This is a genomic window from Streptomyces katrae, from assembly GCF_000717655.1.
GTDB classification, from domain to species: Bacteria; Actinomycetota; Actinomycetes; order Streptomycetales; family Streptomycetaceae; genus Streptomyces; species Streptomyces katrae_B.
The window spans coordinates 19,769-34,808 of record NZ_JNZY01000050.1 but is presented as its reverse complement, the minus strand read 5'-3'; the positions used below and the strand labels follow the sequence as shown (position 1 = coordinate 34,808).

The 15,040-nt window shown below is 70.7% G+C and carries 5 protein-coding genes; all 5 read right to left on the bottom strand.

Features of this window, described 5'->3' with window-relative positions; translation table 11 throughout:
- On the bottom strand, positions 1-1,107 hold a 1,107-nt coding region (locus IF09_RS0135675), incomplete at its 3' end, for a DEAD/DEAH box helicase (protein WP_037636952.1).
- Between the two features lie 294 nt (positions 1,108-1,401).
- Positions 1,402-1,605: a cold-shock protein gene (locus tag IF09_RS0135670; RefSeq protein ID WP_030303079.1), complete on the bottom strand. Its 204-nt coding sequence runs from the start codon at positions 1,603-1,605 to the stop codon at positions 1,402-1,404.
- Positions 1,606-1,968: 363 nt separating this feature from the next.
- Positions 1,969-2,343 carry a hypothetical protein gene (locus IF09_RS46570; protein ID WP_030303077.1) on the bottom strand — a complete coding sequence of 125 codons (375 nt, stop codon included), beginning with the start codon at positions 2,341-2,343 and terminating at the stop codon, positions 1,969-1,971.
- Positions 2,344-2,531: 188 nt separating this feature from the next.
- Complete coding sequence (locus IF09_RS0135660; protein WP_030303075.1) at positions 2,532-13,850, bottom strand: LysM peptidoglycan-binding domain-containing protein; 11,319 nt, start codon at positions 13,848-13,850, stop codon at positions 2,532-2,534.
- A 9-nt stretch (positions 13,851-13,859) separates the two neighbouring features.
- On the bottom strand, positions 13,860-15,008 hold the full coding sequence (locus IF09_RS0135655; RefSeq protein ID WP_158710148.1) for an MBL fold metallo-hydrolase: 1,149 nt from the start codon (positions 15,006-15,008) through the stop codon (positions 13,860-13,862).
- Positions 15,009-15,040: the final 32 nt, after the last annotated feature.

The following is a 15,040-nucleotide window of genomic DNA, read 5'->3' as shown; positions in this document are numbered from 1 at the left end:
GTTGTCGACGTGGATGCCGCGGGCCGCGACGTTGGTGGCCACCAGCACCGTCACGTGCCCGGTCTTGAACTGGGCCAGGGTGCGGGTGCGCTGGGGCTGGGACTTGCCGCCGTGCAGGGCCGCGGCCCGTACGCCGCTGTCGAGGAGGTTCTGGGTCAGCCGGTCGACGGCGTGCTTGGTGTCCAGGAACATGATCACGCGGCCCTCGCGGGCGGCGATCTCCGTGGTCGTGGCGTGCTTGTCGGCGCCCTGCACGTGCAGCACGTGGTGTTCCATCGTGGTGACCGCGCCGGCCGAGGGGTCGACGGAGTGGACGACGGGGTCGGTCAGGTAGCGGCGCACGAGCAGGTCGACGTTGCGGTCCAGGGTCGCGGAGAACAGCATCCGCTGGCCGCCCGGGCGCACCTGGTCGAGCAGGGCGGTGACCTGCGGCATGAAGCCCATGTCGGCCATCTGGTCGGCCTCGTCGAGCACGGTGATGTCCACCTGGTCGAGCCGGCAGTCGCCGCGCTCGATGAGGTCCGCGAGGCGTCCGGGGGTCGCGACGACCACCTCGGCGCCACCGCGGAGCGCGCCGGACTGCTTGCCGATCGACATTCCGCCGACGACGGTGGCCAGTCGCAGCTTCACGGAGCGGGCGTAGGGGGCGAGGGCGTCCGTGACCTGCTGGGCGAGCTCGCGGGTGGGGACGAGTACCAGGGCCAGCGGCTGGCGGGGCTCCGCCCGCCGTCCTGCGGTACGGGCGAGCAGCGCGAGGCCGAAGGCGAGGGTCTTGCCGGAACCGGTGCGCCCGCGGCCGAGCGCGTCGCGGCCCGCGAGGGTGTTCGGCAGGGTCGCGGCCTGGATCGGGAACGGGACGCTCACGCCCTCCGCGTCGAGCGCGGCGAGCAGCGGGGCGGGCATGTCGAGCTCGGCGAACGCCTCCACGGCGGGCAGCGCGGGGGTGATCGTCCGGGGGAGGGCGAACTCCCCCTGTACGGCGGCGGGCCGGCGGCCGTAGCCGCCGGAACGGGACTGACCACCCGAACGGCCGAGGGCCGCCGAGCCGAACCGGCTCCCGCCCGTGCGGGAGGCGGAGGAGCGATTGTTCGTGCGGGTGCGGTTCATGCGGAACCTTCCTCGAATGCGGCGCATATCAAGGAATTCCCGCAGCAGTGAGTGCGCGGAGAATTGCGAGAATGGGCCGGATGGAACGCGAAAGCGAATCTGGCCGGCAAAAGACGGTGCGGGCTCAGGCGCTGGAAAAGGGGCCGCGGTGCGGGTGTCCCCGGGTGAGGAGCCTCGTGCGGAAGGCGCGGAATCCTCGGATCGTCCCGCAGGTGAACTCACTGCGGGGAAAACGCGCAGCTGGGGCCCGCACCCCGAGGGATGCGGGCCCCAGCTGCGAAGTACGCGTCAGCGTCAGGCGGGAACGATGTTCTCGGCCGTCGGGCCCTTCTGGCCCTGCGCGATGTCGAAGCTGACCTTCTGGCCTTCCTGCAGCTCGCGGAAGCCCTGGGCGGCGATGTTCGAGTAGTGGGCGAACACGTCAGCGCCGCCACCCTCCTGCTCGATGAAGCCGAAACCCTTTTCCGCGTTGAACCACTTCACGGTACCAGTAGCCATGTCAAATCTCCTTTGGGGCAGTACAACGGGATCCGCAACGTGCGGACCGCGTGTCGCCGCGATGATTGCCCCGCCGGACCGAAAGACCGGAAATACACAAGCACTCACAGTGGACGTGAAGTCCGAATGGGTGCTTGAAATTTTGGGAACCACAACTGCAACTGAGATCGACATTAGCACGGCTCGGTGGCCCGCGCCATAAATATCGCGCGCCCTCGGTGAACCGTGAAAATCTCTCAGTGCGCGGTCCGCGAATTTCTCATCTCGCGAGCACAGGTATCCCCGCCCGGGGCGCAGAGTTTCCGCGCCCGCCGGGCAGGCCCCCCGTGCCCGCCCCGGCCGAGCGCACCGAAGAGCGCACCGTCACTCCGATTCCGCCATCGTCTCGACGAGTTCGGGCAGTTCGCGCAGGCGGGCCACCGTCTGGTTGAGGCGGCGTACGGCCGCGTCGGCCCGGCCACGGGTGAGGGGCGGGGACGCCGGGGAACCGTCCGCCCGGTTCTTCAGCTCGTGGAGCAGCGCTTGCAGGACGTTCGTCACCGTCCGCCGCTCCCTGGCCACGCGCCCGCCCACGTCGTCGATCGCCTCCTGGCCGTCCAGCGAACCGCGGTCGGGTTCCACCAGGGAGAAGGAGGCCAGCCAGTGCGCCGCACGGTACGAGACCAACTCCTCGAAGGCCTCGTTGTCGGTGTTCGCGGCCACCAGCAGGTCAGGCAGCCGACGTCCGGAGAGGACCACGCCGTCCCTGATCTTGGTGCTGAATATCTCGCCGATCCTCGGATTCCACGGCTTCGGGTAGCTCTCGGACGTGAGGGCCGACCAGACCCGGGCACGCTGGTGGATCTCGGTCGCCCTCAGCTGGGACGGCGGGTTCTCGCTGAGTGCCCGCTGGAGGAGGTGACGCCTGAGCGGGTCGACGGGGAAGCCTAGAGCGCGGACGACAGGTGCTTGAGCTGCAACACGGGCCGTTGAAGTGACGGATCGACGGAGGAGTAGAGGCTGACCCGGAAGACCCAGGCCCCGCCCTCCGTCGCGGGCTGCTCGCGCTCGCTCCACTCGACGAGTGCCTGGTTGAGCGTCGGGACCGTTGCCGTGCCGTACCTGCCCACGGTCGACTGGACGACGGGAAGCAGCGCCGAGACCGGCGGCTCGCCGGCGACGAGGGTGTACTCGTACCGCGCGCCGATCGCGATCGTACGGTCGGACGGGTCGCCGTCGAAGACTGCGTCGAACATCGGCGCGAGCGGATTGTGATCGGACGGATCCCAGGGGTCGATGGCGATGGCGCCGGTGATGTCGATGAACGGCACGACCGGCTGGGGGTGGCCGACCTCCGGCGTCCGGTAGACGAAGGACGGCGCGGTGTCCGGCCAGCCCTCGTCGAGAAGCCGCCCGTTGCGGGTGACCCGGGCACTGGCCGACGCATTCTGGTACGCGGCGATGTGGACGCGCGGGAACGTGAACTCGAAGGTGAGCAGCGTGAAGGCCTCGACCGCCTGGAGCGCAAACGCGTAGCACCGGCAGTGGCCTGCGTCGGTGCACCCGCACGCCTTCGGATCGCAGGGCGTGAGCTCGTGGCGCTCACCGGCCGCCGTGACGCACACGATCTTCTCCGGCCAGCCCGTCTCACCCGGGCCGGACTCCACCGTGCGGGTCAGCCGCAGCACCGTGTACCAGCCGTTCTCGGCGTCGAGACCGAGCGCGTACCGGTAGACGTCCGCAACCGGCCCACCGGCCGCGACGGGGACCACCGGTACGGGCGCGGGCCCCTCTGCCCAGTGCGCAGTCCAGGCCTGCGCGACAGCGTCGGCGAGCGCTCGGTACGTGCCCAGCGCGTTCGTCATGGCGGTGCGCTCGTCGGGGTCGGCAGCCTCCCAGTCGGGCAGCCCGGCGAGCAGGCCGAGCAGCGGAGCGGAGACCGCGGTGTACTGCGCCAGGGCACCGAACAGGTCGTCTGCCGGTGCGACGGCGGGCGTGCGGGCCGACTGGTTGTACGTGACCTGGAGTTCGACGGTGTCCTGCTCGGCCGACTGATGCTGCACCGAGCACCGGTACTGCCAGTACAGGGCGTCGCTGAGCCCGTCGGCCTCGGTGGGGACGTCGGCGTGCTGGTCGAGCAGGATCGGCATCGGCGGGTACGCGCGCAGCGGGATCGGCACGCGCGGAGCGCCGAGGTCGAAGTCCAGGGCGGGCGGTGAGCCGGAGGCGAGCGGCGTGACGAAGGTGAGCCAGTCGGACCGCTCGTAGCCTTCGACCTCCCGCGCGATCCCGAACTCGAGCTCGACGCCGGCGAAGTCGAGGGTGAGATCGAGCGCGGCGTGCGCGGCCACGTCGGGGACGGTGATCAGGAAATTGATCTGCGAGTCGCCGTCGGCCAGCGAGACCTTGCCGTTCGACACCGTCGCGGTCCGCAGGTGTGCGGGGACGTCCCGGTAGTCGACGACCGGGTGGCCGGACAGCCGCGCGTACTGGTCGGTCCACGGGGACGCCGCGCTGGTGTCGTACTGGACGACGGCCGAGGTCGCGTAGCCGCGGGCCGGCGAGACGAGCAGCTCCTGACGCAGCCGTTCGACAGCCGCCGCGCGCTTGGGATCGGTTCCGGCGTCCGGCGCCTCCCCGGCGAGGACGTAGTCCAGGCCCGCCGCGACGGCACCGGCGAGTGTCTTCTTGACGCCGATGATCCCGTCGAGCACCTCCCGGCCCAGCTCGTACGCACCCTGGACGTACGCGGCCGACAGCAGCAGCTCGAAGTCCGCGAGGAACCCCTGGGCCCATAGCTCGAGGTCGATGCCCTGGTAGTCGCGGGTCTGGCCCTGGGTCAGCAGCCCGGTCCGGACGTCGAACCCGGGGGCGTGCACGTGCGGCCGTGCGATGAGCGTGGTGGCGAGCGGGCGGATCGCGAAGGTGCGCGGCTGCATGGTGCCGGCGACTTCGAGCGGGGGCTCGATGCTGACGCTCTCGATGCCGCCCGTGTCGAAGACGACGGCCCAGACATCGGTGTCGGACGTACGACCCGGTGCCGTCGCCAGCCGCAGGACCGGTACCGCGCGCTGGACCTGCTCCGCGAAGGCCGTCAGGGTGAGCGCATCGTTCTGGGCGGGGTCGGTGCTGCGGCCGGCGGGGACGGCGGTCACCTCGCGCGTTGCGGTCGCGGCGAGTGCCGGGTCGACCAGTGTGGGCTCGCGGAAGAGGTCCAGCGCCACGGTGACCGGGAAGACAGGCTCGGGGAACGACCACTGGACGCCGTCCGGCGTCGACTTGCCGAGCCGGCCGGTGAGGCGGGCAGTGGCCGGCGGGACGACCATGCGCGCGCCGGGTCGCAGGAATCCGGTGTCGGCGTTCGCCGCGGCGATGGCTTCGACGCCGGTCGTCACACCCCGACGACGGAACCTTGCGACCACGGCGGTCAGCGTGTCGCAGGCCGCGGTGGTCTCGGTGGGCGCAGTGCCGTCCGCGCCCGGCTGCTGTCCGCGCAGCACCTGCCCGGGCAGGAGCAGGCCCGGTGTGCCGGCGTTCGCGGCGAGCAGCGCGACCGCGGTGACGCCGAACGGCCGGGCGGCCTCCTGCGGTGTCACTCCGACCGCTGCGGGCTGCGCGGGGAGGACGCCGGGCGGGCAGACCAGCAGCGCTCCGGTCGCGAGCACGCCGGTCCGCTCGCCGATCGCCCCGGCGAGTGCGGCGAGGTCGACCGGCGGGCCGAACAGCGCGCAGACTTCGGCGAACGAGGCGGGCGCCGCCGTCGTCACCGACTCGCTGCCGACCGTGATGGTGACGCCGGACGCGACGGTCCCCGGCATCCCGGCGTTGACCTCGACCAGGCCGGCACCGGGGAAGTGTGCGGCGATGCCGTCGAGCGAGTCGCCCTCGCGCACGGTGTACGGCACCCGCAGAGCGTCAGGGTCCGAAGGCCACGCCCACATCCCGGGCACGTCCGGGGGAGAGCCGGTCGAGAGGGCGACCGAGCCGTTGTGCCGCAACAGCGCCCCGGGGGTGGTGGCGTTGACGGCGGCGAAGTGCTCGAGCGTGTCGCCCGCCGGTACGGCCGTCGGCGTCGTGGTGAGGAACAGCGGGGTGCCCGGGGTGAAGAGGTTGACGGTCGTGGTGTTCAGCGGCGCGAGCCGGTCGGGTGTGAGGCCTGCCCGGTTGTCGCGCAGGGTGTCGCCGCTCTCGACGAGGTAGCCGGTGACGTGCAGGGACGCGCCCGCACGGAACATGCCCGGCTGCTCCGCGTTCAGCGACACCACCTGCGCGGCGTCGAACGGGACACCGAGGTCCCGGAACGCCGACTCGACGCCCGCCAAAGTCGCTTCGCTGGCCGGCCGGTCGAACGAGACCTGGACCTTGACCCCGTTGCAGTCGAAGACGAACCCCGGGGTGAGCAGCCCCGGACGGTCCCGGTTGGCCGTCACGAGCGTCCTGAGGGCGCAGCGCAGCGACGCCGCGAGCTCGCCGGCCGGCGGCGACTCGGGGGGCACCACCGCGTCGCGCGGCGGGGTGACGAGCTCGACGGACGGGTTGAGCGGCAGCACGGTGTTGTCCTCGTCGAGCAGCACCTGTTCCGGGTCGAGCGAGGGGTCGACCGCGTCGCACAACCCGGCGATCGTGTCCTGGCTGCGGAACGCCGCGCTCACCGGTACCGCCAGTTCATCGGCGTCGAGCATGGCGCTGATGGCCGTGCCCGCGTTCGCCGTGCCCAGCTCGTCGAAGCCGACGCCATAGGTGGTGCAGAGGCCGTCGAGGGTCGCGGCGTCGGTGGCGGGTGCGGAAGCGATCTTTGCGAGCGAGCCGAGCAGCGCGTGGGCACCGATGACGTACCGGCCCAGCACGGCCACGTCGACGGGGAGCGGGGTGGGCTCCGATCCCGGAACCTGCTGGAGCGAGGTGAGCAGCGCGGCCCGGACGTCGGGCTGAGTGACCTGGTAGTAGACCGGCACCAGGCGGTCCCGGTCGCGCGTCGCCGCGTCGGCGGCCGCGCTGCCGGGGTCGCCCGCGCCCGGCTGGTAGGCGACGGCCTGGAGGTCGACGGCGACGGCGAGGTCCGCCAGGGCGCCGGACGGCTCGACGGTGTAGTGGAGGGTGGTCGACGGCCAGGCGCCGACGCCGATGACCGGGTCGGTGTAGCGGACGGGCACGGGGGTCTGGCTCGGACTGCCCGACCGGTTGCCGAACACGTCCTGGAACCACACCGACACCTGGCTTTTCGCGCCTGCGGTGACGCCGGCGTACGGGTTGCCCACGGAGGGCGGTGCCGTGGGCACGCCCGGGGCGTGCCGCACGGCGAACCGGCTGATGTCGACGATCCGGGTCAGGTCCCAGACCTCTTCTGCAGCCTCGTTCGCCACCAGGAACCCGAGTTCGTCGGTACCGTCCGCAGGCTTCGGCGACACCGCCCGGCCCTCGACACTGCCGCGGAAGCCCGTCGTCGGGTCCAGCTGGAAACCGAGCAGCCCGTACAGACGGCGCAGCCGGCCCTGCGGGGTGTCGTCGGCCAGCGGGTTGGCGAACCGCGCGGTGAACCCGACCTGACCGGGGTCGACCGAGGCGACGGGCCGCAGCTCGGGCGGGTTCACCGCACGCGCGGCGAGCGCGACCGACGCCGGATCCACCCCGTCGCCGACCACCGCGACGTTGGTGAAGGCGAACAGGTGCCGGTCCGGTGCGGCACCGCACTGCGACGAGAGCTGCACCAGCAGAGACAACTGGGCGAGCCCGTCCTGGTCGAAGATCGAGTCGGGAACTTCGCCGCGGTACTGCATCCAGTAGCCGCCGCCGCCCACGACGCTGCACTCCCACAGCAGCGTCAGGAACCGCTCGCAGTCGGCGATGGCCGCGAAATGCTTCCCCGCGGTGGCGCTTTCGGCCGTGGGACCGCTGCGCGTCTCGGTGGACAGGGTCGTCTGGACGATGAAGGTCCGGTCGGCGACGAGTGGTGCCGAGGTCAGACCCGGGCTGAGGCCGGGTGACGGCGGCAGCTGCCAGAGCAGGGTGAGGAGCGGGCGCTCGCCGGGCGGAGCCGGCGGGAAGGCGCCGGTCGCCGGCTTCTCGGGGACGCTCCGCAGGTACTCCAGGAGCTGCGCGATCCGCTGCCGGTCGGCGGTGTCGGCGCCGAGCACCTCGACCGTCCCCGTGAGGCCCGGCAGGCGGCGGACGGTGAACGAGACCAGCGTCGCCCACGCGTAGCAGCCGAGCTCCGTGTAGCGGGCGTCCGCGCCGGTTTGGGGGGTCGTCTGCTCCAGCAGGAACTCCGAGCCGCTGCGGTCCGACCCGGCGCGCGCGATCAGGTCGTTCGGCAGGGTCCAGAGCGAGGGCGGGCCGGAGGCCTCGGCGGGCAGTTGGACGGTGGTGGTCGTCTGCCACGGGATGACCTGTGTGACGGTGTGGCGCGCGCCGACCTCGTGCGAAAGCGGCAGGGCCGCGAGCGGGCTTTCGATGACGGGCACCAGTCCGGTCGCCGGGTACTTGTCCCGCAGGTCGGCGGCGGTGATCGAGATGACCGCGCTGTCGGCCTCGGCGGCGTCGAGCCGGATCACTCCGTCGTGTACGGCGGAGTCGGCGAAGGTCAGCCAGTCGGCGGGCTGAGCCTTGTCGACGGTGATGGTCACGACCGGGCCCTCGGATCCGGCCGGGGGTGGCGGCGGGCCGGTGACCTGCTGGCCGATCAGCTCGTAGCCACCGGTCATCGGCCCGGTGGCCTGGTACGCGCCGCCGACCCGGACCGGCGCGGGCAGACGCAACCCGCCCAGCGCGAACCGGGCGACCTGGCCGCTCACGGTGGACATGGCCGGGCCGTCGTGCATCGCGGCGACGAGCTCGTCCACGGCCATCGCGGGCACGTCGGGCACGGTGAGCCGTTGCTTGGGCTGGGCGGCCAGCACGCCCGTGTCGAAGGCCATCCGCTCGGCGAGGTCCGTGAGCCCGAGCCCGTACCGCTGGGCCAGCGTCAGCAGGGTGAGGCCGGAGGCCGTCGTGCCGACCGCGCCCGGCACCTCGACGGTGACCAGCGGTACGAGCGCGTCCGCGGCGGCGGCGTAGCTGTCGAACCGGTCCGCGGGCAGCAGGAGACGGTCCTGGAGCGAGCGGAGCGTGTCGTTCGGCAGGACCACGGCCGCGGCGTCGGCCGGAAGGCGGACGCCCTCCGGGTCCACCGGCTCGTTCGCCGTGCGTACCGCCTCCAGCCAGTCGGCGAACGGCGTGCCGGGCACGACGTTCTGGATCAGCGCGGCGTACGCGGCGACATCGAGGACGGTATCGCCCGGCAGGGTGGTCCAGGTGAGGGTGGCGGTGCTCTGGTAGGCGGCGGGCACCTTGAGGGTGGGGGGCAGCGGTTGCCCCGGGTTGCCGCCCAGCCGCTCGATCGCCTGCTGGTACCAGTCGGCGAGCGGCACCTCGCTCGGGAGCGTCAGCCCGAGCCGGACGTAGAAGACCGCCGCGGTGTCGTCGACGGACAGCCCGGCGTGCACGAACCCGGGCAGCGGGACGGTCGCGCCGGCGCGCAGCAGCGGGGTGGTCTCGCGCAGGTGGTCGAGCAGCGCGGTCGGATCGGCCTGGTAGGCGCGGGCCAGTTGACCGAGCGACTGGCCCGCGCCGAGCTGCACCGGCAGCGTGCCCAGGGTGACCGGGACGTCCGCGGCGACGGGCCAGCCGGGGTTCGCGACGGCGATCGACTGCGCCGTGACGCCGAGCGTGACCGTGAGCGTGTCGCCGGCTTGGGCGGCGGTCAGCCGGTCCGGCAGGCCGGGATTCAGCGCCAGCAGCTCGGCCGCCGAGACGCCGAGGGACGACGCGAGATGGTCCGCGGTGTCCCGGGCGGCGACCTCGTACGACGTGGTGGCCGTCCCGAAGCTCGCCGCGATGGAGTGGAGCGAGTCCTTCTCCTCCACCTCGTGGGGGAACGCGGTCAGCAGGTTCACGGCGGCCTGCGCGGCGGCGCGGGCGACCATGCGCAGGTAGTCGCGCAGCACGAACGTCGCCATGGACTCGCTGGGCTCGTCCGTCACGGCGGGGGAGGCGGCACGGTCGCCCGGCGGGACCGGGTCGAGCTCGGCGAAGTACGCGATCGCCTTGGCCGCGTACGTCGCGTCGATCTGCCGGTAGGCCGCGAAGTCGCGGTCCCGGTCGGCCGGGTCGGGCAGGCCGGTCGAGGTCCACTTCAGCACCGGGATCATCGGGAACGGCGTCCCGGAGACGTCGTCGGCGGTGTCACCCGCCGGGGTGCCGCTGATCCGAAGGTGGATGTTGTTGGCGAGGAAACCCTGGATGTTGGCCCAGGTGAAACCGTCGTTCTCGGCCTCGGCCAGGGCCAACTGCTCGACCAGCTGCATCAGCTCGTCGAGCGTGACCTTCGGCGAGGAGACGCCGAGCGCGTCGAGGGACCAGCGCAACAGGCCGTCGGCGAGCAGGTTGAACGACGTGTCGGCGGCTGTGTCCGCGCGCGGGTTGCGCGACACGTCGGGCCGCTCGGTGTGGGCGATGGTGACCGCGTCCACCGGGACGGCGTTGTCGGCGAGCAGCATGACGACGAGGCGGTAGTCGGGCTCGTCGTTCGACGGCGGGGTGCGGCCGGTCCAGTCGACCGGGACGTTGGCGAGGGTGTAGGCGGGGACGAGCGTGAGGTCCGCGGTCCGGGGCCGGCCGTCGGGGAAGACGTGCACGGCCGGGTCGAAGCGCAGCCGGTACGGCGGTTGCTCCTCCACCGCGCGCGCGGCGCGTGCTTTCCGGGCCGTGAGGCCGCGACGGGCGACACCGGGGGCGAGCCGCCACGGTGGCGTGCTGTCGGAACCGATGGTGAACGAGGTCTCCAGCGTCAGCGAGAACGAGAACGAGACCGTGATGAACAGGATCTTCACGCTGGCGCTGGCTCGCACCGAGAGCTTCAGCGCCACGACGGTCGCCCGGTACGCGGCCAGTTCGACGGTCGCCATCGCGGAGATCTGCAGGTTGAGGTCGAGTCGGACGACCTTGAAGTCGACCGTCGCGTACAGCCGGCCGACGATGCCGACCGTGCCCCGGCACGCGTAGTAGAGCTCGGTGCTCCCGCCGTCCTCGTCCGGGTGGAACCACGCCAGCACGCCCTCGAAGATCACCACGAGGTTGACGTACATCTCGGCCTGCAGCGGGCCGCGTTGGAAGGTGCGGCCGACGCCGATGGACAGGCCGACGCCGAGTTCGAGGACCGGGCTGAACGTCCCGTCGGTGACGCGCGGAACCCGGCTGGAGGTGGCGCCGTTCAGCAGGCCGAAGTAGATGCCGCCCCGGCCGTTGAAGATGCTGGCCTCGAGCGCGAACGAGTTGGCGAAGTCCCGGTTTGCCGGAAATCCGAGGTCGATCCGGAAGTTGCCGTTGGTGAAGATGTCCACGGTGATCACGCCGAGCGTCACGGAGACCGCGCCGAACTGCAACTGCCGGTAGGCGTCGGGGATCTGCAGCCGGGCGTGGAAGACTCCGATGTCGTCGGTGACCTTCTTGTACAGCAGCTCGAAGCTCAGCCCGGCGAGCGAGCCGGCCCGCGGACCGCTCAGCGCCAGCAGGATGCCGTACAGGTCCGGGTCGTGCATCACCAGCTTGACCGCGACCGTGTCCATGAAGGTGGCATCGATGCCGAACAGCCACTGGCTGGAGGCGTCGAACACCATCGTCGCCGGGTTGATCGGCGGCTTGCCGGCTGCGGGACTGACCGGTCGCATCGCCGCGACCATCGCGTCGACCACGGCGGAGATACTGGTGTACGCGGTGAGGTTCTTCGGCGAAACGTGCTGACCCAGGCCCAGGTAGCGCAGCGAGAACAGCTTCTGTCCCAGGCCGGCTGGCTGGGGTGGTGCCTGGGTGACCGGATCCCATGTCAGCGGCTTGGCGGTGCTGTCCCCGAGCAGTTGGGCGTCGAGCGCGATGTTCACCGCGGGGCTTCCGGTCGATCGGTCGTAACTCAGGCCGATGGACTGGATCTTGACGAATCCGAGGTCCAGCTTCAGGTCGTGCTTGACGGCGACCCTCTGCTTGGCCGGGTCGATGGTCAGTGCCAGACCGGTGAGGTTGACGCTGTTGAGGAAGTCCCAGGGCGGATCGAGCCGGAACGTCGCGTTCGGGTTGGCCAGCGAGACGAGGGACGTGACCAGCTCGCCGAGCGTGCCGGTGAGGCGGAGGGTGAGGATCTGGTGTCGGTCGGTCCCCTCACCGATCCAGGACGTCAGCGCACTCAAGGAGAGCTCGCCGTAGGCGACTTCGAAGGTGTAGTCCTTGCCCGCGTCGGTGACCGACACCGAGGCGGTGATCTCCAGCTTGTTGAGCGTGAAGGATCCGGACAGGCTTCCGGTCAGCACCGTCAGCGGGTCCACGAGCGTCGTGCCGCGAAGGGCGATCGCCAGGTGCTCGTCAGCGGGCGTGGCGCGCAGGCTGCGCTCGATGTCGGCAGTCAGCAGCAGCCGCAACGACATACCGAGCAGCGTCTCGCCGACCGTCATCCGAAGGGTGCCGGAGGCGGTGTAAGGGTAGCCGGGTGCCGTGCTGAACCGGATCCCGAGGTCGGCGAGTTCGAACGTCATCTGGTCCACCCACGGGGCCGGCTTCTGGCCCAGCAGGCCGTAGACCAGACGCGGGAGGTCGACGGCGCCGGCCATCATGGCACTGAAGACCCAGGAACCGTCGCCCGGGTACTCCGCTTGAGCCAGCAGCTCGATCGGCGCAGCGTCCGGAACCGCGATCTCGCCCTTGCCGGTGATCAGGCCGGAGACGCTGTTCTGCGACACCTGGACCTGCATCTGCAACCCGGTCAGCGCAAGGGTGACGTTGCCGGCCGTGATGGGCCAGTCTCCGCTGACGGCCAGCGCGGCCGAGTACTCGTGGCGCAGCAGCGAGGCGTAGACGTTCAGTGAATCGCAGGTCAGACCGGCGCCCACGGGCGGTCCGTCACCGCCGAAGAAGGCGCGGAACACCTCCGAGATCGGGATGTCGAACGGCTCCTGGGTGGTCGCCGAGAACGCCAGCTCGGGCAGCGTCAGCTGGACGGCCACCACGATGTCGTCCAGGCCGGCTCCCGTCGGTCCGCCACGTTCCGCCGCCGCGACGTACGGCCCCGCGGCGCCCAGCGAGGAGCGGTTCTTCTCGCCGAACCGCATCGTTCCGAAGACCGCACCGGTGACCAGCGTCCGGCCGGCCGGATCGAAGCTGAACACCCAGCTGGTGCCGACCTGCTCGATGGTCAGGAAGGGCACCGGTGGGTCCCACGGCTCCTTCGACTCGATGCGGACCGCGGCGTACGACAGGCCGGGGCCGGGGTTGCCGGAAGCCGGCACGACGCCGAAGCCGAGGCTCTTCAGGCCGAACACGTCGATCGGCGCGATGCCACTGGGCAGCGTGAAGTCCGTGCCCTCTGCACCGGTCATCGCGATCAGCGCCTGGATTCCTTGTTCCAGTCCGAGCGGGGTGGCGAAATCGATGGACAGCGGCCAGACGTAGTCTCCGAAGACCAGCGGGCCGCTGATGGTGACGGTCTCCTCCGGCTCGGTCGGCAAGGTGACGTCGGCGAACATCAGGACGGCCGAGCGGCGCGCCCCCGCGGCGGGCAGTGGGCACGGGTCCGGGTAGTCCGTGGTCAGCATCAGACCGACCGCGGAGACGTCCAACTGTGCGAGCTGCAGGCGCACGCCCGGTGCGACGGCACGCAGTTCGAGGACCGGTGGCCCGTCGGCCGGGAACGTCACGGAACCGTCGACGTACAGCCGGTCGCCCAGGAAGGCGGCGTACCCGGCGAGGATGTCGCTGCCGGGCACCGAGGCACCGCCGCGCATCAGCAGGGTGCCGGACAGCCGCGGTTGTGTGCCGGTCGGTACGTTCGTGGCCGTGACTGCGGGCTGCTCCATGACGAGCGGGCCGAGCACGCCGGCCCCGAGGATCAGTCCGCCGGTGGTGCCCTTGGAGGGACGGCGGCTGCCCGGCAGTTCGCCGAACGCACCTTTGAACGTCCAGGCCGTGCTCCCCGGCGTGCTGCCGAGTTCGAGCCTCAGGGCCGCCACGTCGGTCCCAGGCTGCGGAGACCCGGTGAGCCGCATGGTCCACGCAGTGTTGAGATACTCCGTGGTGGCCGTCAGCCAGACGCTGTCCGGCCCCATGGACACCTGGCCGCCACGGACCTCGAGCTGGTCCACGCCGAGGGAACCCAGCAGACCGGAGAGCCCGGTGGGTGCGTCGCCGCGGAGCTCCCCGGACGATGCGGCGTTTCGGAACGCGTCGTAGATGCCGTCGAGTGACATGTGGCCTGCCTAGGGTTCCGGAGCCTGGACGACGTCCTCATCCGGCCCGTGCATTCCGAACGTCCGGCGCGGGCGGAATTCCACCATCTCCTCCGGTCGCAGGCCCGGAGTGCCCGTGAGCCGGTACACGATGTCGCCGTGAACGAATTTGTTGACCGCGGTCGAGGCCCCCGAGCCGACTTTCCTCTTCTTCGGCGCCCTCTTCTGCTTTACAGTGAGCTCTTGGATGGTGGTTTGCACCGCGCGAGTGCTGTCAAGGGTGACCCACCGGACCGTGGACCTATTCTGGAAAAAGACAAAGGCCACGTATGTGTGCGTTGGGACGGTGTCAGTCGTGCCCTCGAATACATCGATCACCTCCTTTACCGGGTGATTGTCGGTGTTCCACGGTCCGGCGCTCGCCCCCACGTTCTTCGGCTTCATCACCGTGGTGGCGAAATTCTCGATGATCGTCCAGGTGAAGTCCGTCTTCTTCCTCCCGGACGTGGAATAGTTCTCGACCGCCGTGCGCAGCGCTCCGTGGTGCGGGATCTCGAGTGCCAGGACCTGGGGCGTCAACTGTGCCCCACCCAGTCTCGTGTTGATCTCGCGCATCGTCTGGTATGTCGCGTCGCCGGGAAGTACGACCGTATTGATCCCGTTGTCCACGACCACCACTGCGGACGACCCGTTCCTCACGATGTCGTCCGTCGCGCCGGGGACGCTCAGGTTCGAGATCAGGAGACGAAACTTCACGTCGTTGTGCACGGCGAAATGTGTGGGCGCGGTGCCCCCGCCAGGATAGTTGCTCTGTGCCGGCGCATCGAATACGACCGTGCCCGCGGGGTATCCGACGGCTGTGAGGAACTCGTTCACCGTATCCTTGTTGCCTTGGATCCAAGAGCGCCCGCCGATGTGCACGCTACCCACGCGGGCGTCGATCGTCTTGAGTTCCTTCCCCAATGCGCCGAGCAGGCTGTTGTGGTCGTCGTCCTGGTGCGAGATGACGACCAGATCGAGCATTTTATTGGGCGTTGTCGTCCTCTTCGCGACCTTGTCTTTGATGTGGGTGACGGCACCCTTCCCGTATGTGGGGCTGCCGCCGCAGTCGATCAGCGCGAGGTAGTCGGCCGCGTCCTTCTCGACACCGTCGTCGTAGATTTCGACGAGGGTGGTCATGCCCTGACCGCACCACAGCAGTTTCACCAGTG

Excerpts from the sequence above, each read along its gene's own strand:
- IF09_RS0135670 (WP_030303079.1), bottom strand. The coding sequence starts at position 1,605 with ATGGCTACTGGTACCGTGAAGTGGTTCAACGCGGAAAAGGGTTTCGGC.
- IF09_RS0135660 (WP_030303075.1), bottom strand. The coding sequence starts at position 13,850 with ATGTCACTCGACGGCATCTACGACGCGTTCCGAAACGCCGCATCGTCC.
- IF09_RS0135655 (WP_158710148.1), bottom strand. The coding sequence starts at position 15,008 with ATGACCACCCTCGTCGAAATCTACGACGACGGTGTCGAGAAGGACGCG.